Origin of the sequence: Micromonospora sp. NPDC005324, from assembly GCF_040607155.1 — a bacterium.
Lineage (GTDB): Bacteria > Actinomycetota > Actinomycetes > Mycobacteriales > Micromonosporaceae > Micromonospora > Micromonospora trifolii.
This window is the reverse complement of the sequence record NZ_JBEXGE010000017.1, coordinates 1-21,462: the sequence shown is the minus strand read 5'-3', so window position 1 is coordinate 21,462 and position 21,462 is coordinate 1. Positions and strand designations below refer to the sequence as shown.

Here is a 21,462-nt window from a genome sequence, read left to right as displayed (position 1 = left end):
CACCCCCACCACCACCCCCACCCTGAAATGATCAAGAGGTTTGCGTCACCGGAAACGCTCCGGATGACGCAAACCTCTTGATCAACAGGGTGGGGCAGGGTCAGTGGACCATGGAGCCGACCACCGGCTTGGTGAGCAGGGCGGACTGGTTGCGCTGGATACCCGGGTCGAGGGTCTTGGCCACGAAGATCGCGTGCCAGATGCAGAAGATCAGCACCGTCCACACCTTGCGGGAGTGGTCGGCCTCCTCCCGCTTGTGCTCGTCGAGCAGCCGCAGCGCGTACGACAGGTCGAGCAGGTCGCCCGCGCCCGAGGTGCTGAGCACGTGCCGGGCCCACTCGTACATCTCGCCGCGCAGCCAGACCCGGGTGGGGGTCGGGAAGCCCAGCTTCTTGCGGTTGACGATGGCCGGCGGCACGACACCCTGCAACGCCTGACGCATCGCGTACTTGGTGGCGTCGGAGCGCGGCGGCAGCTTCAGGTCGACCGGGATCTTCGCCGCGACGTCGAAGACCTCACGGTCGAGGAACGGCACCCGCACCTCCAGCGAGTGCGACATCGAGATCCGGTCGGCCTTGACCAGGATGTCGCCGCGCAGCCAGGTGTAGAGGTCGACGTACTGCATCTTGGTGACGTCGTCGAGCTCCGTGCACTCGGCGTAGATCGGGGCGGTGACGTCCGTGTAGCGCACCGAGGGGTCGTAGCGGCGCATCAGGTGCTGCTTCTCCTCCTCGGTGAACATCCGGGCGTTGCCGTAGTAGCGCTCCTCGATCGGGGTGGTGCCGCGCTCCAGGAAGCTCTTGCCCTTGACCCCCTGCGGGATCGCCTTGGAGACCGCGCGCAGCCCCTTCTGCACCCCACCGGGCAGGCCGTTGACGGTGCCCAGCGAGAGCGGCTCCCGGTAGATCGTGTAACCGCCGAAGAACTCGTCCGCGCCCTCACCGGAGAGCACCACGGTGACGTGCTCGGCGGCCTTCTTGGCCACGAAGTAGAGCGGCACCAGCGCCGGGTCGGCCACCGGGTCGTCCAGGTGCCAGACGATCTTCGGCAGCGCGTCGATCATGTCCTGCGGACCGATCTTGGTGGGGATCGTGGTGACGTCGAGGTGCCGGGCCGAATCCTGGGCGACGTCGATCTCCGAGTAACCCGGCACGTCGTAGCCGACGGTGAAGGTCAGGATGTTCGGGTTGAACTCCCGTGCCAGCGCCACCACCGCTGTGGAGTCGATGCCACTGGACAGGAACGAGCCGACCGGCACGTCGGAGCGCATGTGCATGCGCACGCTCTCCCGCAGCGTCTCGCGGATCTCGTGGTAGAGCTTCTGCTCGTCGTCGACCGGCGCCGGCCGGAACACCGGCCGGTACCACCGACGTACGTCGATCCGACCGCCCGGGGTCCAGTTCAGGTACTCCCCGGAGCCGATCCGGCTGATGCCCTTGTGCAGGGTGCCGGGCTCGGGGACGTACTGGAGGGTCAGGTAGTGGCTCAGGTTGGCCGTGTCGACGCCCGCGTCGCCCTGGTAGTTGCTGTGCGCGAAGGGCAGCAGTGCCTTCTTCTCCGAGGCCAGGTAGAGGCCGTCGGCGGTCTCCAGGTAGTGCATCGGCTTGATGCCGAAGTAGTCGCGGGCACCGAAGGCCCGGCGTTCCTGCCGGTCCCAGATGACGAAGGCGAACATGCCCCGCAGCCGGGTGAGCACCTGCTCGCCCCAGAAGTGGTAGCCCGCGACGATCACCTCGCCGTCACCGGCGGTGGCGAACTGGGCGCCGAAGTTTCTGATCAACTCCTCGCGCAGCTCGATGTAGTTGTAGATCTCGCCGTTGAAGGTCAGCAGGTAACGGCCGTTCGCGTAGGGCAGTGGCTCGTGGCTCGACGCGACGTCGATGATGGCCAGCCGCTTGTGGGCGAACACGCCGTCCGCGTACCGGCCGGAGGCGTCGCCGACCACCTCGACCCCGGTCTCGTCGGGGCCGCGGTGGTGCAGGCATTCCAACGCTCCGGCGATGTGGTCGCGATGCGCCGCGGCGTTGCCGTTCGCGCTGAAGAAGGCCAGAAGTCCGCACATGGTGGCCATCTTTCCACGCGCGCTGTCGGCCCTTGCAGCCGTCCGTCGATCCACCCGACTCCCGGGGGGCGTTACCGCCAACCAGGCTCGCGGTACGGTCGGGACCAGCAACGTAGCGGAGGGAGCGGCGCAATGACCGAGGGACAGACCGACGGTACGCCGACGGACGGTACGGAATCGCACGATCCGGACTTCCCGGAGGCGTTCCTGTCCTTCATGCGGCAGGGCTGGAGCGACACGGCGCTCCCCGTGACGCCCCGCCCGGAGACGCCCAACTACGCCAAGCGGCGGGCGGCCCTCTCGGCCGCCTTCCCCGGTGAGACGCTGGTGATCCCCACCGGCACCGAGAAGGTCCGGGCCAACGACACCGACCACCCGTTCCGGCCGGGCAGCGACTTCGCCTACCTGACCGGCGACCACGACGCCGACAGCGTGCTGGTGCTGCGCCCGAACGGCTCGGGGCACGACGCGACGTTGTACATGCGTCCCCGTTCCTCCCGGGAGACCGACGAGTTCTTCCGCAGCCGCAACGGCGAGCTGTGGGTGGGCCGGCGGCACACCCTCGGCGAGAAGTCGACCGAGCTGGGCCTGCCCACCGCCGACCTGACCGGCCTGGAGGCGACCCTCGCCGACCTGGCTCCGGGGCGTACCCGGGTGTTGCGCGGTTTCGACGCCCAGGTGGACGCGGCCGTGCGCCCCTACGCCGGGCCCCGCGCCGAGGGCCAGCCGGCCCGGGACCGGGAGCTGGCCATCGCCATCTCGGAGATGAAGCTGGTCAAGGACGAGTGGGAGATCGGCCAACTCCAGGACGCGATCGACGCCACCGTCCGCGGCTTCGAGGACGTGGCCCGGATCCTGCCGGCCGACCGGGCGGTCTCCGAGCGGCTGCTGGAGGGCGTCTTCGCGCTGCGGGCCCGCCACGACGGCAACGACGTCGGGTACAGCTCGATCGTCGGTGCCGGCGAGCACGCCACGATCCTGCACTGGGTGCACAACCACGGCGCCACCCGACCGGGTGACCTGCTGCTGATGGACATGGGCGTCGAGGGCCGCAACCTCTACACCGCCGACGTCACCCGGGTCCTGCCGGTGAGCGGCCGGTTCACCGCGCTGCAACGCCAGGTCTACGACATCGTGTACGCCTCGCAGCAGGCCGGCATCGAGGCCATCCGCCCCGGGGTGAAGTTCAAGGACGTCCACCTGACCTGCATGCGGGTGCTCGCCGAAGGGTTGGCCGAGCTGGGTCTGCTGCCGGTGAGCGTGGACGAGGCGATGGACGAGAAGTCGACCGTCTACCGGCGGTGGACGCTGCACGGCTTCGGCCACATGCTCGGCATCGACGTGCACGACTGCTCCAACGCCCGCAAGGAGACGTACCGCGACGGCGCGCTGGGTGAGGGCTACGTGCTCACCGTCGAGCCCGGTCTGTACTTCCAGCCGGAGGACGAGCTGGTCCCCGCCGAGCTGCGCGGTGTGGGCATTCGAATCGAGGACGACGTGCTGGTCACCGCGACCGGCGCGGTCAACCTGTCGGCCGGGCTGCCCCGCACCTCCGACGAGGTGGAGACCTGGCTGGCCGAGCAGCGCGAAGCCGGCCCCCGCCTGCCCAGCTAGCACGCCTGCCCAGCTAGCCCGCCTGCCCCGCTGGGGCTGGCGGATCGAGCCCCGCCCCTGAACCGCCGGCCCTTTCTGAGGGCCGGCGGGTCAGGGGCCTTCGGCCGTGATCCACTCGGTTTCCGTGAAATCGCGCTGTCCCCGCCGCTCGGACACCGCGCTTCCAGGAAAGTCGAGTGGATCACGCTTTGCGGGCGGGCACCGTTCGGTATCGCCACACCCCGACGCCCGCGCCCGCGCACCGACAGCCGATACGTCGGCGTTCGTCCTGCTCAGGCCGCTTCCTACCGGTCAGGACCACTCGGCCGCCCTCACCTGACCTGCGCTGAATGCGTGGTTATCTCGGATAAGTCCGCATCGCGAAGATGGTTCTCATACGGTGAGGATCAGAGGCTACAACCCATTTGTAGCTGGTCGTGGCGCCTCGGGCGATGCGATCCCGTCTGGTAGCAGGAAAGGGCGGAAGGCTCTGATGTCCAACGACGTAACGAGTACCGACGGCGGGGCTTCGACAGCTCCGCCGACACGGCGAAGGCGGGCGCTCTGGGTCGCCGGTGTGGCCGGGCTGACCGGCGTGGTCGGCCTGGCGGCCCTCGGCGGCGTCGCCGCTCGGGACGACAAGCCGAAGTCCGACCAGGTGTCGGACGCGCAGCCATCCACCAACCGGCAGAGCGTCAGCGATGACGGCGGCGCGGACAAGGGCGGCGCCAAGGACGCCGGCGGTCAGGACGACGAGTGGGGCGGCGACGACTGGAGCGGCTTCGACGACCAGTCCGGCAAGGACGGCAAGGACGGCAAGGAGCGCAAGGACGGCAAGGACGGCGAGCACGACGAGAAGGACCGCACCAAGCAGGTCCCGTGCGACTCCGACAAGCTGATCCAGGCGATCACGTTCGCCAACAACGAGGACGGCGGCGTGCTGGAGCTGGCCAGGGGCTGCACCTACAACCTGACCCGCAACCAGGGCGGCAACGGCCTCCCGGTGATCACCGAACACATCACCCTCAAGGGTGAGCACACCACCATCGGCCGCGAGGCCACAGCCGACTACTTCCGCATCCTCAATGTGGGCGCTGGCGGGCACCTCACTCTCAAGGGCCTGAGCATCAGGGGTGGCCAGACCCTTCAGTCCCCGGTAACCGCCGACCCGGCGACGGTCTGGGCGCCGTACTCGGCCCCGGTCCGCCCGACCGTGGCCACACCGGCAGCGGCGGCGCCCGCCCCGAAGCCGGCGGCCGCAGCCGCACCCGGCGCCAAGCCAGCGGCGGCAGCAGCAGCGAAGCCCGCAGCAACCGCCGCCAAGCCCGCCGCGAAGGCCGCCGCGAAGGCAGCACCCGCCAAGGCAGCACCCGCGAAGGCGGCACCCGCCAAGCCCGCCGCGAGAGCAGCGGCAGCGACCAAGGCGGCCCCGGCCAAGCCGGTAGCCGCGCCAGCGAAGCCGGTGGGTGCCGGTACGGCGGTCGTACCGCTGGTCGAGCAGCCCGGGTTCACCGACGGTGCCGGGGTGCTGGTGCAGCCCGGTGGTCGCGCGGAGATCCTGGACAGCGAGGTGCTCTACAACCAGTCCGGCGGCAACGGCGGCGGGCTGGCCAACTTCGGCAGCACCAGGCTCAGCAAGACGACGGTTGCGCACAACACCGCCTTCTTCTTCGGCGGCGGCATCTTCAACGCCGGCGTACTCCAGGTCGACGAGTCGAAGATCAAGGACAACACCGGGATCATCGGCGGCGGTGGCATCTCCAACGGCGCTGCCGACATCTTCACCGAGGACGTCGAAGGCGGCTCGGTCTGGGTCTACAAGAGCGAGATCACCGACAACGAGACGCTCGGCTTCGGCGGCGGCGTCCTGGATGTCGAGGGCACCACGACGTTGCACCAGACGACTGTCAGTGACAACACCGCGGTGCTCGACGGTGGTGGCGTCGCGGTGGCCGACAGCCAGCTCACCCTCAAGGACGCCACGGTGGTCAAGAACAGCGCCGGTCGCGACGGTGGCGGCCTGGCCGTGACCTCCGACAGCGTCGCGACGATCGAGAACAGCAGGATCACTGACAACACCGCGGGCTTCTCCGGCGCCGGCCTCTTCAACGACGACAGCGTCACCACGCTGCGCGACAGCGAGGTGGTGGGCAACCGGGCCGTTGGTCCGTTCGGCCGTGGCGGCGGCATCGTCAACGGCGAGGGGAGCGAGGTCACGCTCCACCGGACGAAGGTGGCGTACAACTTCTCCACCCTTGAGCCGGGGGGCATCTTCAACAGCATCGGCGGCACCGTGACGTTGGACGACGAGTCTGCCGTCACTGCCAACCGCCCGACCAACTGCTTCAACGTTCTGGACTGCTTCGCCTGATCGGGTGGGGCTGAACCACATAGAAGAGGCGCGCCCCTCCGAGCCGTGACCGGCTCGGAGGGGCGTACCCATTTGGGCAGGTCAGGCGCGTGCAGGCCGGCTTGGGCGACGGTGTGTCGGTCCAGGCCCCGCTGGGGGCAACATGAACCTAATGTGGGCTTCTCTCGGATAAGCCCGCGAGGCGAGGAAGCTTCTCATACGGTGGTTTTGGGAGCTACAACCGATTTGTAGCAGGGGACACCCGTCTGACGGCGGCGACCCTGTCTGGTACGAGGAGAGGGCAGAGAGCTCCGATGTCCAACTACCGAACGAACAACGAAGCCTCCGGGCGGGCGACGGCCAAGAGCCGCCGCAAGCTCTGGCTCGCCAGTGGCGTGGCCGGTTTGACGGGCGTGATCAGTCTCGCGGCGGTGGGCGTCGCGGGCAGCGCCGGAGCGGTCGGCTTGAACTGGAACACCGCGCAGGTCAGCAAGGACGGTGACCAGCGGGGTGACGAGGCGCGCGACTGGGACAAGGACGAGGACCGGAACAAGGACCGGGACAAGGACAAGGACCGGGACAAGGACCACGAGCGCGGGAAGGAGGTGCCCTGCGACACCGACAAGCTGATTCAGGCGATCGTGTTCGCCAACAACAAGCACGGCGGTGTGCTGGAGCTGGCCAAGGGCTGCACCTACAACCTGACCCGCAACGACTACGAGGGCAACGGCCTGCCGGTCATCACCGAGCGGATCACGCTCAAGGGCGAGCACACCACGATCTCTCGGGAAGCCACGGCGGACTACTTCCGCATCCTCAACGTCGGCGCCGGTGGTCACCTCACCATCAAGGGCCTGACCATCAAGGGTGGCCAGACCCTCGAACTGGAGAACGGTGTCGAGCCGGCCGCGGTCTGGGCGGCCTACTCGGACTCCGAGGCGCTCGCCGCGCAGGTGAAGGCGGGCACCCCGTTGGCCCAGGCGCTCACCGCGCGGCAGGCCAACCCGAAGGCGGGCCTGAAGGCGGCGCCGAAGGTCACTCCGAAGGCCACGCCGGGCGTCGTCACGCCGCTCGTCGAGCAGCCGGAGGAGAACGACGGTGCCGGAATCCTGGTTCAGCCGGGTGGCACCGCCGAGATCCTGGAGTCCGAGGTCGTTCTGAACCAGTCGGGCGGCAACGGTGGTGGTGTGGCCAACTTCGGCACCACGAAGATCTGGCACAGCACCGTCACCCGTAACACCGCCTTCTTCTTCGGTGGCGGCGTCTTCAACGCCGGACTGCTCAAGGTCGAGGAGTCGAAGATCAAGGACAACACCGCCATCATCGGTGGTGGCGGTATCTCCAACGGCGCCGCGGAGATCTTCACCGAGGACGTCGACGGCGGAACGGTCGAGCTCAAGAAGACCGAGATCACCGACAACGAGACGCTCGGCTTCGGTGGTGGCTACCTCGACATCGAGGGCAACACCACTGCGTACGAGACCAAGTTCGTCTCGAACACCGCGGTCCTCGCCGGTGGCGGCCTCGCTGCGGCGGACAGCCAGCTGAACCTGCACAACGTCACCGTGGAGCGCAACAGCACCGCCGGTGTCGGTGGCGGTGTGGCCATCGCCTTCGACAGCGTGGTCACGTTCGAGAAGAGCAGCATCAAGGACAACACCGCCGGCTTCTTCGGCGGCGGGCTCTTCAACGCCGACAGCGTCACCACGCTGCGCGACAGCGAGGTCGTCGGCAACCGAGCCATCGGCCCGATCGGAGTCGGCGGCGGCATCTTCAACATCTTCGGCGAGGTCAACCTGTCGAAGACGAAGGTCGCCTACAACTTCTCCACCTTCGAGCCGGGCGGTGTCTTCAGCTTCTTCGGAGACGTGAACCTGGACGACAAGTCCGCCATCACCGCGAACCGTCCGACCAACTGCCTGGCCATCCCGGGCGGCACGATCGACAACTGCTTCGCCTGATCGATCACGGAGCACCCGCACAACGGGCCGGCCCCCTTCCGCGAGACGCGGAAGGGGGCCGGTTCACGTCATTTCTGGACGAAGACCGCCACGCTGCGCGCCGGTACGGCGAACGTGCCGGCCGCCCGGTCGAACGAGGCGGTACGCAGCACCGGGTCGGCCGAATCGACAAGCACCGGGTGCAGTGCCATGTCCGCTCCGCGCAGTCCGGTCACCGTCTGGTTGGCCGCCGACGGGGTGCTGTTGAAGACGACTGTCAGCGACGTCCACGGCCCGCCCAACCCCCGGGCGTCCAGGGTCATGGTCAGCACCCCCGGCGTCTCCTGCGCACCGGACAGCGGGAATGCCACCCGCCGCTGTACCTGCTCGGCGGTGGCCAGCCCGAACACCGGCGACGACGCCCGGATGCGCAGCAGCTCGGCGTACCGGGCGTCGGTGGTGGTGATCGCCGCGCAGTCCGGCACGAGCGCCGGGTCGGCCAGCAGCGGCTTCGCGTACGACCACTTGTCCTCGTTGTCGGGCGCGGGCGGCAGACCGGCGCCGAACCCGTTGCCCCGTTCACAGCCCCAGCGGATCTGGTTGAACCAGTCACCGGAGTTGTACGAGTTGCGGTCCAGCGACTTCGACCGCAACCTCTCGGTGCCGGCGGTGACGAACCCGGTGCCCTGTCCCAGCACCACGGTGCCCAGCGCCAGCACCTGCATCCGTGAGCGGTCCGCCGCCGTCGTGGCCTGCGGCAGTTTGTACGCCAACGCGTCGTACAGGATCTCGTTGTCGTGCGCGTCGGCGTAGGTGACGGCCTCCCCCGGCGCGGCGGTGTAGCCGGCCGGGGAGCCGTTGTAGTCCACCTGCGCCCCGGTGACCTCACGCCCGGCCGTGTCGGTGAACCGGTACCCGCGCAGGTTGCCGGTGAGCCCCACCTTGATCAGGTCGTGGGCGTGCAGGAGCCGGGCTTTCTGCTCGGCCGGTGACCCGTTGACCGCGTCGCCGTTCGGGTCGGTGTAGAGCCCGGAGGCGAAACCCTGCACCCGGGGGTTGGTGTCGAACGGTCCGCCGCCGCGCACCGCGTCGCGCAGCCGGTCGTTGAAGGTGCCGATGCCGGTGCCGGCCATGTTGGCCTGGGTGGCCTGGACGAAACGGGCGTCGTTGGCGACCTCGCCGAAGTTCCAGCCCTCGCCGTAGAGCATGATCGCCTTGCCGTCCACGCCGTCGCGGGCGACGGTCAACCGGTCAAGGGCTGCCCGGACGGCCAGGATGTTCGCCTTCGGGTGGTGACCCATCAGGTCGAAGCGGAAGCCGTCCACCTTGTACTGCCGGGCCCAGGTGACCAGCGAGTCGACCACCAGCTTGCCCATCATGGCGTGCTCGGGGGCGGTGTTGGCGCAGCAGGTGGAGTTGGCCACGGCGCCGTCCTCCAGGAGCCGGTGGTAGTAGCCGGGCACGATCTGGTCGAGCACCGACTTCGCGTCGGTGCCGGCCGCCGACGTGTGGTTGTAGACCACGTCCATGACCACTCGCAGCCCGGCGTCGTTCGCCCCGGCGACCATCCGCCGGAACTCGGTGGTCCGCGCCGCGCCGACCGGGTCGACGGCGTAGCCGCCCTCGGGCACCGTGTAGTGCAGCGGGTCGTACCCCCAGTTGTAGCCGTCGTTTTCGGCGACCGCCGCCACGCACTTCTGCTGCTCGGCCGAGTCCGGCGGCAGCGCCGCCAGGTCGCAGGCCGGCCGCCGCTGGTCGGCCCGCTTCTCGGGGATCGTCGCGAAGTCGAACGCCGGCAGCAGGTGCAGGTGGGTGACCCCGGCGTCGCCGAGCGCCCGCAGGTGGGTCATGCCGGCGGTTTTCGGGTCGGTGAACGCGAGGAAGGTTCCCCGGCGCTCGGCCGGCACCGTGTCGTCGGCGATGGAGAAGTCCCGCACGGACAGCTCGGTGATCTGCGCCTTCGCGGCCGGCACCGGTGCCGGTTTGCGCAGCGTGCGCCACCCCGGGGGTGCCAGCGCCCCGTCGAACAGGTCGACGAGCTGGCTGTGCGTGGAGTCGGCGGCGAGGGCCACCGAATACGGGTCGGTGACCGCCGCGGTCACCACCCGCTGCGCCGCCGGCTGCCACGCCCGCACCTCGTACCGGTAGAACTTGCCGGTCCAGGTGTGGTCGCCGCGCACCGACCAGACGCCGGTGCGGTCGTCGCGGCGCATCGGCACCGTCTTCGGCGCCGTGGTGGGCGAGTCGAACAGGTGCAGACGCACGCTGTGGGCGGTCGGCGCCCACAGCGCGAGGCTCGGCGTCCGGCCCGCGAACGTGGGCCCGAGGGTGGCGTCGGCCGCCCGGGGGTACACGTCGTCGAGCACGCCGGGGATCTGCACGCCGGTCGCGGCGAGCAGCGCACCTTCGGCGTCGCGTTCGGTGACCAGCAGCTGCCCCCGCAGCGCCGCCGGGACCCTGGCCAGGTCCGCCCGTTCCAGGGCGAAGCTACGGTACGACCACAGGTGCGGGAACCTGTCGCGTTGGGCCTCGGTGAGCCCGTTGCGCTGCGCTCGCAGCGGCACTGTGGTGTACGTGCCGGTCAGCTCGCCGTCGACCACGCTGACCCCGCCGGTGGGCGCGGTGACCAGCGCGTACGTCCTGCCGTCGGTCGGCGGTGTCTGCCACGCCACTGTGGACCTGTCGATCCAGTGCGCCTTCTGCTTGCTGATGTCGGTGTCTCCGCTGGCGGTGGTGGCCGTGGACGGCAGCAGGCGGCCCGGTGTGGCGGCGAGGAGCCACACCTCCCGGCTGGCGCTGGCGAAGTCGAGCCGCTGGTCGTCGGGCAGGTCCTTGGTGTCGCCCTGGTGGATGATGTAGTTCAGGCCGGTGGCGCCGGCCGCCAGCGGCACCCGGAACACCGCCCCGAACGCGTCGATGGAGGTCGGTCGCAGCGGGGCGGACCACTCGGTCGGGTTGGCCGCACCGTCCCACAGGTGCAGGCCCCAGCCGTCGTAGTTGCCGTCGGCCCGCCGGTAGTGCAGCACGGCGGTGCCCTCCTCGACCGGCGGGTCCGGTTCACCGGCTGCCGCCTGCCTGCTCGGGTAGATCGCCGGGTCGCCCTGCTTGAGCCAGATCTCGCCGGTCTGGCTGACGTCGATGCTGCGGTCCTGGGCGACATCCTTCGTACCAGCCTTGTCGACAACCAGGAAGTTCACCGACGTCGCGCCCGGCTTGAGTTTCACCCAGGCGAACCGGCCGTAGGAGTCCTCCCCGGCGAACGGCTGCCCCTTCGGCCACTCGGTGACGTACGCCGGGTCGATGTCCCCCCAGGCGTACAGCCCCCAGTCGTCGTACCCCCCGGCCGGGCGCTGGTAGTGCACCACCGCCCACTCCCGGGAGCTGCCCTGTGCCGGGGTCCCCACGACGGCTGTGGACCGGGCGGTGGCGGTACGGCCCCGGCCGTCGCGGACCACCGCCTTGTACTCGACAGGGGTACCGCCGGCCAGGCCGGTCAGGTCGTGTTGAACGGTGTACGGGGCGTGGTCGGCGCTGCCCAGCAGCGTCCACCGGCCGCCGGCCACCCGCGCCGCGACGGTGACGGTGGCCAGCGGGTCGCCGGTCACCCGGGCGGTGACCGCCGCCCGGGTGGCGACCGGCGCGTCCGGAACCGGGCTGGTGATGGTGATGGTCGGCTTGTCGGCCGCCCGTGCGATGGGGCTGCCGGCCCGGTACACCGCCGCCGACAGCGGCGGCACGGTGAGGGTCAGCTCACCGTCACCGCTGGCTGGCACTGCGCCTGAGCCGCCGTAGATGCCGGTGAAGGTGGCGCCGGCCGACCAGGTGTCCACCGTGACAGTCTGCGCGGTGTCGGCGTTGTTCACGGCCACCACGTACTCGGTGCGGTCGGCAGTAGCGATCCGGGAGGCGGCGAAGACGCCCGGCCCGTCGTCCGCGTACCGGGTGACCTGCACACCGTCGCGCAACGCCGGGTGGGCCTGGCGCAGCCGGCCCAGGTCCGCGATGGTCCGGTACAGCGGGTGGGTCCTGTCGAACTGGTCGCTGGCGTGGGTGCTGTCGGTGCCGAGCAGGTCGTCGTCGAGGTAGTCGGGAACCTTCGACGCGAACATGTCCTGCCGGGCGTCCTTGTCCCCGCCCGGGCCGGTGAAGCCCTGTTCGTCGCCGGAGTAGACCACCGGCTGGCCACGGGTCAGGAACATCAACTGGTGCGCGAGTTGGTCACGACGCAGGTGGCTGGCCGGGTCGCTGCCGCCACCGGCGATGAACGATCCGATCCGGCCCATGTCGTGGTTGCCGAGAAAGGTGGTCAACCGGCCCGCGTCGGTGTCCCGGGCCGCGTAGAGGTCGTCGCGGGCGTACACGTCGGCGAGCGCCTTCGCGGATCCGGCGCCGGCGGTGAAGCCCCGCGCGGCCTCCTGGAAGGCGAAGTCGAGGGTGGCCGGCAGGCCACCCTGTCGGACGTAGCTGGAGCTGATCTCCGGGTCGGCGCTGTACACCTCGCCGAACATGAAGAAGTCCTTCTTGCCGGCCTTCTCGGCGGCCCGCTCGATGCCCTGGCTGAACTGCGGCCAGAAGTCCATGTTGACGTGCTTCACGGTGTCCAGTCGGAAGCCGTCGACGCCGGTCGCGCCGATCCAGTCCCCGTACGCCTTGGTCAGGCCCCGGACCACCTCGGGACGCTCGGTCCACAGGTCGTCGAGGCCGAAGAAGTCGCCGTATTCGCTGTTCTCGCCGGCGAAGGTGGAGTCACCCCGGTTGTGGTACATGGTGGCGTCGTTGAGCCAGGCCGGCACCTTGACGCTCGCGTCAGTCGGTTCGGCGAACGTCGGCGTGTACGGGAAGGACTCCTTGTCGACCGGCGGGAACGCCCGGGAGCCGTCGGCGTAGTTGCGGTCCTCGAACGCCCGGCCCTGCGCGTCGGTGTACGGCGAGGTCGCCTTGTCCACGTACGCGTACTTGTCCTCGGCGTACTTGATCACGTCGGCGGTGTGGTTGACGATCACATCGAGGTAGATCTTGAGGCCGCGCTGGTGGGCGAGCTTGACCAGACGCTTCATCTCTTCCATCGTGCCGAAGTGCGGGTCCACCTGGGTGAAGTCGGTGATCCAGTAGCCGTGGTAGCCGGCCGAGATGTCGTTGCCGGCACCCTGCACCGGCCGGTTCTTGAAGATCGGGGCGAGCCAGATGGCAGTGGTGCCCATCCCCTGGATGTAGTCCAACTTGTCGATGACGCCCTTGAGGTCGCCGCCGTGATAGAAGCCCTTGTCGGTCGGGTCGAGGCCGGTCCGCAGCCGGTCGCCGGTGAGGCCGCCCCGGTCGTTGCGGGGGTCTCCGTTGGCGAACCGGTCCGGCAGGACGAAGTAGAACTGCTCGGCTCGGGCGGAGTTGCCGCCGGCCTTCGACAGCGCGTCGGCGGTGGGTTCGGCACGCCACTGGGTCGCACCGCCGATCGAGAGTGGGGCGCCGTCGGACGGGCGGGGGCCCGCGGCGGCGGGCTGCACGGCGACCGGAGCGCCGACGAGCGTGACGGTGAGCAGGGAGGCAAGGGCCAGCAGGGCGGTGCGCGGTATCGGCGGGGGTTTCATCGACGCCTTCCTCTGGTCGCTGATTGGCCGCACGCTAACCCTTGCCGAAACATTCTGCAATACCTTGCAAAAATGGTCGCAACAAAGCAGCATCCTTGCAGAAGGGCCGGTCAGAGCCCGAGGCAGCGCGCCCCGTCCACAGTGCACCCCCGTGGTGTGTGGGACGCCCGCTCCATGTGGAACCGCAACGACACCGAACCGCCGGGCGACACCTCGACCCCGCTGACGTACGTGAAGCCGTCGTCGGACTGGCGAATCGTCCCCTGTGGGACGCCCTCCACCCAGGTGGTCACCAGCCGTCCACCGGAGAACTCCAACCGCACCGTCCAACCACGGCTCCGGGTGGACGTGTTGACCATCGCCACCTCGCCGATGAAACCGCCGTCGAAGCTCTGGACCACCCGGTACCGGCCGGTCATCGCCGGCTGCCCCGGAGCGGCCCGGCTCGGCGACCGTGTCGCCGACGGCTTTCCGGTCGGACCTACCGTCGGGTCGGCGGACGGTGCGACGGACCCGGCCGCTGCGCTCGGCGGCAGCCCACTCGCACGCCCGGATATCCCCGGCAGCACCGGCGCCGGAGACGGCACCGACGTGGGCACGCTCGGCGCCACCACAGCGGACGGCACCGGCAGCGCGGGCGGCTGCGCGCCGTCCGGCGCGGGGCTACGTCCCCGGTACGCGCCCAGGGCCACGATGAGCAGGACCACCATCACGACGACACCGGCGCCCACCACGATCCAGGGCGACGTGGCGATCGCGACCGGACCGTGTGGCGGGCGCGGAACACGGCGCATGCCGGACATGTACCTCCTTCAGCGGACCGTCCGCGCAGCGTAGCGATCGGCGGCCCGGCCCGGAAAGCCTTGGCCGCGCAGCGTCACCGCACCACGACCGGCTCCGGCTCAACCGATCCGGCAGTCGACTCCGTTGATCGTGCACCTGAGCGGTCGCTGCGCCGAGTGACCCCAGCCGACGCGCAGCCGCAGCGTCCGAGAGTCACCCGCATCCAGCGAACGGGTGCCGCGCAACACGAACTCCCCGTGCCCGCGCCCCCGCACCGAGACGCCCGAGTCATCACTCAACCGCAGAGTCCAGGTGTCGTCGTCGAACACCAACTCCACCTGCCAGTCAACCGACCGACCCGACTTGTTGTCGAGCGACAGCACCGCCGAGTCCCCGTCCCAGCCGTTCGTACCGACCTGGTAGCGGGCGCTGACCGTGTCGTCCGCCGATGCCGGCGGCGCCGCCAGGACGTTCGTCCGCCCCGGAGTCGGCGAGCCGGTCACTGTGGCCCGCGGCGACGGCGTCCGACTACTGCGCGACGGTCGCGGCGACACCGAGCGCCGCTCCACAGCGGCCGGAGTCGGCCCACCGGTGGCCGACGCGGCGGCCGGCACGGTCGGCAGGAACGCCGGAGGCGCGGCCTGCGGCGGCGCCTCCCGCTCCCTGGTCCGGAACGACAGCAGCGCGATCACCAGGAGCACCACCAGCGCGCACACACCGAGCAGCACCACGATCCACGGCACCGATGCCAACACCCGCGCCGCCCGCGAATCTGCCGCACCGTCCGGCCGCACCGCCATCAGGTCTCCCCTCGTCCCCACCGACGCGACAGCGTAGCCAGCGCCGCACGGACCGGGAACCGGGCGGGTACGGATCGGGCCGACCGGCCCCGGTCGGTCAGCCCGTCCGGACGACCGTGCAGATCAGTGGTCCGTCATCCGAGATACGAAGCAGGTAGCGGTAACGCTCACCCGGCACCGCCTGCCCTCGACTGTCCAGGAATTCCCACTCCACCGCCACCATCGTCAACAGCGCGGACACCTGCTGCACGTCCTCGATCAGGGCATGGGCCGCGACCAGTTCCCGGTCCTGGTAGTCGGGCGCGGCGCCCACGAAGGAGAGCGCCACCGCTGCCGCGGACGTGAACGAGAAGCTGTAGGTGTCCGCCACCACCAACCCCGGCAGGGCGTAACAGCCGGCGATGGCCGGCAGGTCGCCGGAGGTCAACGCCACGCCGTACCGGTCGAAGAAGTCGGCCAACGTGTCAAGATCCGTGGAGGCGTTCACGGTCACAGCAATTGCCGGTCACCGCCCAGGTCAAACCTTCAGCGCGGCGCTACCCGCACCTCGATCTCCGAACCCAACCGGGCGTCGGCGGCCAGACCCAGGTCGTCCCCACTCCAGAACCGCCCCGGGTCATACCAGTTCGGACGCCGGCCCGCCGGCAGCAACCCCATGGCCTCATAGGTCACCGCCACCACCTCGGCGCAGTACGCCGTCTCCAGCGCCCGGTCCCGCTCCCCCGCTGACCGGGCCGAGTTGACCGGGCCGGAGGGGTTGGCGCGGTCGCCCTGGGTGGCGCGTTCGGCCGGGTTGGGACGGTCGGCCTGGTTGGGGCGGTCGGCCAGGTTGGGGCGGTCGGCCGGGTCGGCCTGGTTGGGGCGGTCGGCCTGGGTCGGTCGAGGTGTCGGCTGGCCGAGGCGTGACAGCGCCGACAGCCGACCGAGGTGCGGCAACGCGGGTAGCCGACCGGGGTGCGGCAGCGTCGGCACCCGACCCCGCACCCAGCGCCACGCCAACTGGGCGGTCGACGGGAACGGCGTACCGTCCAACCGCGCGATCGTCCGCAGCACCGCCCGCTCCATCTCCGCGTCGGCCGGCGGGTCGAGCTGCCGCAGCCAGGCCCGTTGGCCGTACCGGTTGGCCCACACGCAGACCGCGTCCCGCAGGTCGTGCAGCTGGACACCGCGCTGGTGGGTGCCCGACCACAGGTCCGGCAACGACCTGCCCAACTCCGCATGCCACATCAGCGGCGGCATGTCGTCCAGCACCACCGCCATCCCGACGTGGTTCACCGGGCTGTTGGTGGTGAACTGGATCGCCCGGTCCGGCACGCTGCGACCCCGGAACACCCACACGTCACCGGTACGGGTCAACTCGACGGCCTCATCCAGGCTGATGCTCATGAGGGTCTAGCCTAGGCCGATGCGGCAACGAATGCGGTGGTGGAAGGTTCTCGGGCTGGCCGGGCTCGCCGGCGTCGCGGCCTCCGGTGTGGTCATCGCGCGAGCCGAACGGCGGCGGCGCGCGTACACCCCTGAGGAGATCCGGCAGCGGCTGCTGGAGCGGCACGCCCAGGCCGGCGACGCCGTGAAATCCGGCGACCCGGCCTGACCCACCGTCCCCTGTGGATCGTCAGTGTTCCCCGGCTGGGAGGTCGACGCCCGGTTCCTGCCGGTCGAAGCCCTCAGCTCCGGCACTGGCGTGCCGCTGGTCCTGACCCGCGCCGGCCAGGACATCCCACCGGTTCTGGCCGGCATCGACGCGTTCCTGCCTGCGGCGACCGCGCAGGGCTGGCCGATGCGGGTGATCGAGGTGCCGGGCGGCCAGCACTCCTTCGACATTCTCAACCACGGCCCGCAGTCGGAGGCGGCCGTCCTGGCCGCCCGCGAAGCGGTCCTGGAGCTGCTCGACGCCGGCTGACCGACTCCGCCGGCCCAATACCCCTCCGCGCGCGGATGCGCAGGCCTCCGTCGGTGCCGCATCAGATTGGGGATCTCTCGCCCCTGACGTTCGCCGCCGTACGACGATCGTCAGAGAGCCGATCGGTGGTGGGGGGTGAGAGGTGCGCGGCAGACGTCGGGGTGCCCGACCGGCGGAGAGTGCGCTGCGCGAGGGCCGGGAGGCCTATGAACGGCTTCGCACCTACCTCATTCTCGCGGTGCAGGCGGGGTTGGCCGCCGGATTGGCCTGGTTTGTTGCCAGCGACGTGCTGCACAATCCGCAGCCGCTGTTCGCACCCGCCGCCGCGGTCGGCACCATCGCGGCGGCCATCGGTAATCGGGCCCGTCGAACTCTCGAACTTCTCGCCGGGGTGTTCCTGGGGGTGCTGGTCGGAAACGGGATCATACGGTTCATCGGGGCGGGGCCAATACAGACCGGTGTGGTCGTGGCACTGGCCATTTCGGCGGCAGCCGTCTTTCGGGGCACGGGAGCCGTCATGGTGCAGGCGGGAAGCACCGCCGTCCTGCTCGGCACAGTGTCTCCGGACCGGCCGGACCTGGCCGTGCCCCGGACGGCGAATGCGCTGGTCGGTGTAGTGGTGGCCATCGTGGTGGCCTTGCTGATTCTGCCGCTCAATCCGGTGCGGATCGTGCACCGCGCCGCTGGTCCGACAGTCGATTCCATCGCCCGGGAAATGACCGCCATCGCCAATGCGCTGGCTCACCGCGACGTGCGGCAGGCCGAGGATGCCCTACAGCGACTGCGAGCAACGGAGGCGTCAAGACAAAACACGGCCGACGTGGTCGCCGCAGCATGCGAAGTCGCGATCCTCTCACCGTGGCGGAGGAGACGGCTGGGCATCATGCGTCGGTACGCGCGGGCGGCCGAACACCTGGAACTCGCCTACACCAGCAGCCGCGAGATGGTGCAGTGGACGGTGTCGGCACTACACGCCGGGGAGACGCTGCCGGCCGGCCTCTCCACGGCGATCGAGCACTTCGGCCAGGCGTTCAGGCTCCTGCATCGTGACTTCCTGGCCGGACGGGAGCCGGACCGCGCGCGGGAGCGAGCGCTACAGGTGATCGGTGACATCAACGAGGCTTGCGCCGAGGGTGTCGGGTCCTCCGGGGCTGTCGTCGTCTCGCAACTGCGGGTTGTCGTCAGTCAACTGCTCCAGATCTCCGGGCTTCCCCAGAAGGAGGCGAATCAGCAGGCCGGTTTGAACGCCGACGTGTGAGCGTTCAGGGCAGCGGGCCGTCGGTCTCCGCCGTCAGGTCGAGGCGATCCCGGATCAGCGCGAGCACGGTGTCGGTGGTCCGGTCGAGGTGGCTGCGCCCATCGGGCAGGCGGGCCTCCGGGGCGATGTAGCTGCGGGGGCCGATATGCGTGGCAGGGTCGAGCCGGTGCACGGTGATCTTGCCTTCGCGGTCGGCCCGGTTCCACCCGCTCCAGCGGAACAGCCGCCACCGCTGCGGGAAGATCCAGGTGCCGACTCGCTCGATCCAGTCGCCGGCACTGGTGAGCTGGTAGAGGTGCTGAGCATGGGTGATGTCGTTGGCACCGTTGTGGAACCCACCGAGAGTGATCAGCCAGAGCGGGGTACGCAGTTGGGACCACAGTTCGTTCACCGCACCGCTGGCGACCTGGGCGCCACCGCTGTAGCTGAGCAACACAACGGGTATGCCGCTGTCCGGCCGGTAACCGGCGACCTGGAGTTCGGTGGCGATCTGCGCACCGACGGCACGGTTGTACAGGGGACGGTAGCGGCGGTCGGCGGCGACGAAGATCTGCATCACGTTGTGCAGGAAGAGCAGTAGCCCGATGCGGCGGCGTACCCAGGTCCAGACCGGCCGATCGGCGAGCGGCACGGCGAGCGGGGAGTAGGGCTGCACCTGGCCCAGTACCCGGAGCTCCGGCGCTCGGTTGATCAGGGCCTTGACCAGTCGGCCACCATCGCGGGTGTCGTGGAAACGGCGCTTCCCGATGCCGTCCAGATAGACCAGGTAGGCGTCCGGAGGGCGGTCCGGATCGGCCCCCCGGGCGTAGGACATGCCCTCGGGGCGGGAGATGACGGGTGGGCGCCAGCCGGCGGCGTAGACCAGCACCTCGTAGCGGGCGAGCAGGGCCTCGGCGATCAGCACCAGTCCCAGCCCCCCGAGCAGCAGCAGGAGCGCCAGTCCGATCACGCGGCTGGCTCCGGTGCTCGTCTGGTGTTGAGCTTCACGACAAGGCGGCGGACGGCCTCGACGGAGACACCGAGCCCGACTCCCGCGATCGCTACGCAGCCGGCGGCCTCCCACCAGCCAACTCCGGCCACCGTGGCGAGAGCACCGGCGAGGCCGGCCCCCACTCCCACCATGAGCAACAGGTGCAGCAGTGGCCCGAGCAGCGGGAACGCGAGGACCCCGGCAAGCACCAGCGGAACGGCCAGGCCTGGCGTCCAGACCAGCGCGTCGGACGGTCTGGTGGGCAACACCAGACCGGCGACGGCCCACGCGGACAGCGGCCAAAGCGCGAACACCGCGCCGTCGACGATCGCGCCCGCGAACAACAACCCAACCACCCTCGCGTGCGACACGCCGGACAGGCGTGCCACCACCGGCAGGAGACGCCCGGCGGCCTCGGACAGCCCGGCGACCAGCAGCAGGATGGCGACAATGGGAGACATCGGTCAGTCCGGTGGCGGCAGATCGCCAGAGCCCGGCTGAGCGACCGAGCCGGTCTGCTGCACGAAGTGCTCGAGTACGTCGGCGGCACGCGCGTAGCCGCCCGCCTGACGCTGGGCGACCTGCAGGGCGCTCGCGGCGGCCCGGAATCGAGGCTCGTCGAGCAGACGCTGAGCGAGGGCCCGCACAACCTCCGCCGTGACGTCCTCGGTGCGGATCGACAGGCCGGCATCGAGCTCGACGATGCGGGAAGCCACCAGCAGTTGGTCAGCGCCCTGCGGGACCACCAGCATCGGGGTGCCGGCGTACAGGGCCTCGTTGACGCTGTTCACCCCGCCGTGGGTGATGAACAGCGCCGCGCTGGCCAGCACCTCCAACTGCGGTACGGAACGGTAGACGAGCACGTTGCCCGGTAGCGGGCCAAGCACGGCGGGATCGGTGTGTCCGGTGGAAATGATCACGGTGCCACCCAGCGGGGCCAGCGCGTCGGCGAAGGTGCGCAGCAACTGCGGGGCGTCGAACACCGTGCCCATCGAGGCGTACATCACCGGGTCCCGCAATCGATCGACCGGGAACGACGAGTCCGCTGGGCGGTCACCGATGCTCGGTCCGACGAACTGGTAGGACTGATCGAAACTGTCCGCATCGGGGTGGAACGCCCGCGAGGTGTAGACCAGGTTGAGCGGCTGACGGATGTTGGCCAGGTCGATCAGGGGCAAGGCGCGTGTGTCGTACCGGCGGCGCAGCTCCCAGCGCGACCTCAGGTACCCGACGGTGGAGCGGGGAAGGGCCGCGGCCGCGCTGAACAGCTCCCAGGAGCCGCGAGTCGGGCTGGGCACGTGCCGGTTGAAGGCGAACGTGGTGAACGACGATGCCGGCGGCACGCCGAGTTCCCGGGCTACCACCGGCCCCCACGGGCAGAGGGAGTCGTGCACGATCAGATCGGGCCGGACGCCCCGCAGGTCGGTGAGGACGGCGGGCAGCACGCGTACGGCGGTACGCGCAAGCTGCTCCATCACCGTGACGGGCGTCGGCGGGCCGGAGAGCGGTACGTCGTCCCCGGGGTAGAGGAACACCCGCGCCCCGGTGGCCCCGATCTGCTCGGCGTAGGCCGGCGTCGTGTGATAGGTGACGGAGTGACCACGTCGAACAAGCTCACCCACAACGGGCAGCGTCGGGTTGATGTGCCCGTTCATCGTGATGTTCAGGAATGCCACTGCGCTCATCGGCCGACCCCGGGCGGGGAAGGAGCCAGAGCCCGGCACGTTGCAGCGTCCATGATCCACCCCTCTCGGTCAGAGCCTAGATGTTGCCTGGTGGCAGCGCGTCGTGGACCAGGTACTTGACGTCGGGGTATCCCCGGCACCGGGACCCCGCGACTTCGGTGAACCCGAGTCGATCACGCCATCTCGTCCGCCGTGTCCGTTTCTCCGGCCGGGCGGGGGTGGGAGGGTTGTCGGTTTTGACCCCGACTGTCGGGTGGTCCGGGCCACCCCGACGGCGGAATCGGCGGCCGGGCCGGGTCGTTGTACCTGGCATGCCACCGCGACTCTCGGGTCGTGGGGCGCGGCAGCCGCCGGGAACATCCGCCAGGCCGCCCCGGTTACATCCCCCGCAACGCCCGAGCAGGTCCCCCCGGATCGCCGGCGTCGCCACGAACTTCCCCCCGCACGGTCGCACTGACCCCCCGTTGAGAGCCGTGCGGGCACCCCCGATGCAGAGGAGCACGCCACCATGCGTACCGATCTGATCCGCAAGA

15 protein-coding genes are annotated in these 21,462 nt (G+C 70.0%); 6 read left to right on the top strand and 9 right to left on the bottom strand.

Features of this window, described 5'->3' with window-relative positions; translation table 11 throughout:
* Positions 1–100: 100 nt before the first annotated feature.
* Positions 101–2,062, bottom strand: coding sequence for an asparagine synthase (glutamine-hydrolyzing) (gene asnB, locus ABZS40_RS18795; protein ID WP_354944480.1), 1,962 nt, complete (start codon positions 2,060–2,062; stop codon positions 101–103).
* Between the two features lie 132 nt (positions 2,063–2,194).
* Between asnB and ABZS40_RS18790 the strand changes: the two genes are divergently transcribed.
* From ABZS40_RS18790 to ABZS40_RS18780, 3 genes are all read left to right on the top strand, one after another.
* On the top strand, positions 2,195–3,676 hold the full coding sequence (locus ABZS40_RS18790) for an aminopeptidase P family protein (RefSeq protein ID WP_354944479.1): 1,482 nt from the start codon (positions 2,195–2,197) through the stop codon (positions 3,674–3,676).
* A gap of 472 nt (positions 3,677–4,148) precedes the next feature.
* A complete protein-coding gene (locus ABZS40_RS18785; protein ID WP_354944478.1) occupies positions 4,149–6,026 on the top strand; it encodes a right-handed parallel beta-helix repeat-containing protein in 1,878 nt (625 codons plus the stop codon).
* 293 nt (positions 6,027–6,319) lie between these two features.
* Entirely contained in the window at positions 6,320–7,966 is a 1,647-nt protein-coding gene (locus tag ABZS40_RS18780; protein WP_354944477.1) for a hypothetical protein, read from the top strand.
* A gap of 68 nt (positions 7,967–8,034) precedes the next feature.
* Here ABZS40_RS18780 and pulA read toward each other — a convergent pair whose 3' ends face one another.
* The 5 genes from pulA to ABZS40_RS18755 all read right to left on the bottom strand — a co-directional run bounded on the left by pulA (position 8,035) and on the right by ABZS40_RS18755 (position 16,499).
* Positions 8,035–13,530 (bottom strand): pullulanase-type alpha-1,6-glucosidase, encoded by a 5,496-nt coding sequence (gene pulA / locus ABZS40_RS18775; RefSeq protein ID WP_354944476.1) that lies wholly within the window; start codon positions 13,528–13,530, stop codon positions 8,035–8,037.
* 110 nt (positions 13,531–13,640) lie between these two features.
* The gene (locus tag ABZS40_RS18770; RefSeq protein WP_354944475.1) at positions 13,641–14,333 is read right to left on the bottom strand and encodes a cellulose binding domain-containing protein; all 693 of its coding nucleotides are present in this window, start codon (positions 14,331–14,333) and stop codon (positions 13,641–13,643) included.
* A 99-nt stretch (positions 14,334–14,432) separates the two neighbouring features.
* Positions 14,433–15,113 (bottom strand): hypothetical protein, encoded by a 681-nt coding sequence (locus ABZS40_RS18765; RefSeq protein ID WP_354944474.1) that lies wholly within the window; start codon positions 15,111–15,113, stop codon positions 14,433–14,435.
* A gap of 97 nt (positions 15,114–15,210) precedes the next feature.
* Complete coding sequence (locus ABZS40_RS18760) at positions 15,211–15,600, bottom strand: hypothetical protein (RefSeq protein WP_354944473.1); 390 nt, start codon at positions 15,598–15,600, stop codon at positions 15,211–15,213.
* Between the two features lie 38 nt (positions 15,601–15,638).
* Entirely contained in the window at positions 15,639–16,499 is an 861-nt protein-coding gene (locus tag ABZS40_RS18755; protein ID WP_354944472.1) for a hypothetical protein, read from the bottom strand.
* Positions 16,500–16,518: 19 nt separating this feature from the next.
* On the opposite strand from ABZS40_RS18755, the gene ABZS40_RS18750 reads away from it, so the two are divergent.
* The 3 genes from ABZS40_RS18750 to ABZS40_RS18740 all read left to right on the top strand — a co-directional run bounded on the left by ABZS40_RS18750 (position 16,519) and on the right by ABZS40_RS18740 (position 18,274).
* Positions 16,519–16,707, top strand: coding sequence for a hypothetical protein (locus ABZS40_RS18750; protein WP_354944589.1), 189 nt, complete (start codon positions 16,519–16,521; stop codon positions 16,705–16,707).
* Between the two features lie 24 nt (positions 16,708–16,731).
* Complete coding sequence (locus ABZS40_RS18745; protein ID WP_354944471.1) at positions 16,732–17,016, top strand: hypothetical protein; 285 nt, start codon at positions 16,732–16,734, stop codon at positions 17,014–17,016.
* Between the two features lie 142 nt (positions 17,017–17,158).
* Positions 17,159–18,274, top strand: coding sequence for an FUSC family protein (locus ABZS40_RS18740; protein ID WP_354944470.1), 1,116 nt, complete (start codon positions 17,159–17,161; stop codon positions 18,272–18,274).
* 4 nt (positions 18,275–18,278) lie between these two features.
* Here the strand turns inward: ABZS40_RS18740 and ABZS40_RS18735 are convergent, their stop codons facing one another.
* From ABZS40_RS18735 to ABZS40_RS18725, 3 genes are read right to left on the bottom strand one after another with little or no spacing between them, the layout of a single operon-like run.
* Complete coding sequence (locus ABZS40_RS18735) at positions 18,279–19,223, bottom strand: hypothetical protein (protein WP_354944469.1); 945 nt, start codon at positions 19,221–19,223, stop codon at positions 18,279–18,281.
* Positions 19,220–19,705: a hypothetical protein gene (locus ABZS40_RS18730; RefSeq protein WP_354944468.1), complete on the bottom strand. Its 486-nt coding sequence runs from the start codon at positions 19,703–19,705 to the stop codon at positions 19,220–19,222. Before ABZS40_RS18730 ends, ABZS40_RS18735 begins: the two co-directional genes overlap by 4 nt.
* 3 nt (positions 19,706–19,708) lie before the next feature.
* The gene (locus ABZS40_RS18725; RefSeq protein WP_354944467.1) at positions 19,709–20,929 is read right to left on the bottom strand and encodes a macrolide family glycosyltransferase; all 1,221 of its coding nucleotides are present in this window, start codon (positions 20,927–20,929) and stop codon (positions 19,709–19,711) included.
* Positions 20,930–21,462 lie beyond the last annotated feature (533 nt).

What these genes read in the sequence shown, in the direction of transcription:
- asnB (WP_354944480.1), bottom strand. Translation starts at nt 2,062, where the DNA reads ATGTGCGGACTTCTGGCCTTCTTCAGCGCGAACGGCAACGCCGCGGCG.
- ABZS40_RS18790 (WP_354944479.1), top strand. Translation starts at nt 2,195, where the DNA reads ATGACCGAGGGACAGACCGACGGTACGCCGACGGACGGTACGGAATCG.
- ABZS40_RS18785 (WP_354944478.1), top strand. Translation starts at nt 4,149, where the DNA reads ATGTCCAACGACGTAACGAGTACCGACGGCGGGGCTTCGACAGCTCCG.
- ABZS40_RS18780 (WP_354944477.1), top strand. Translation starts at nt 6,320, where the DNA reads ATGTCCAACTACCGAACGAACAACGAAGCCTCCGGGCGGGCGACGGCC.
- pulA (WP_354944476.1), bottom strand. Translation starts at nt 13,530, where the DNA reads ATGAAACCCCCGCCGATACCGCGCACCGCCCTGCTGGCCCTTGCCTCC.
- ABZS40_RS18770 (WP_354944475.1), bottom strand. Translation starts at nt 14,333, where the DNA reads ATGTCCGGCATGCGCCGTGTTCCGCGCCCGCCACACGGTCCGGTCGCG.
- ABZS40_RS18765 (WP_354944474.1), bottom strand. Translation starts at nt 15,113, where the DNA reads ATGGCGGTGCGGCCGGACGGTGCGGCAGATTCGCGGGCGGCGCGGGTG.
- ABZS40_RS18755 (WP_354944472.1), bottom strand. Translation starts at nt 16,499, where the DNA reads ATGAGCATCAGCCTGGATGAGGCCGTCGAGTTGACCCGTACCGGTGAC.
- ABZS40_RS18750 (WP_354944589.1), top strand. Translation starts at nt 16,519, where the DNA reads ATGCGGCAACGAATGCGGTGGTGGAAGGTTCTCGGGCTGGCCGGGCTC.
- ABZS40_RS18730 (WP_354944468.1), bottom strand. Translation starts at nt 19,705, where the DNA reads ATGTCTCCCATTGTCGCCATCCTGCTGCTGGTCGCCGGGCTGTCCGAG.
- ABZS40_RS18725 (WP_354944467.1), bottom strand. Translation starts at nt 20,929, where the DNA reads ATGAGCGCAGTGGCATTCCTGAACATCACGATGAACGGGCACATCAAC.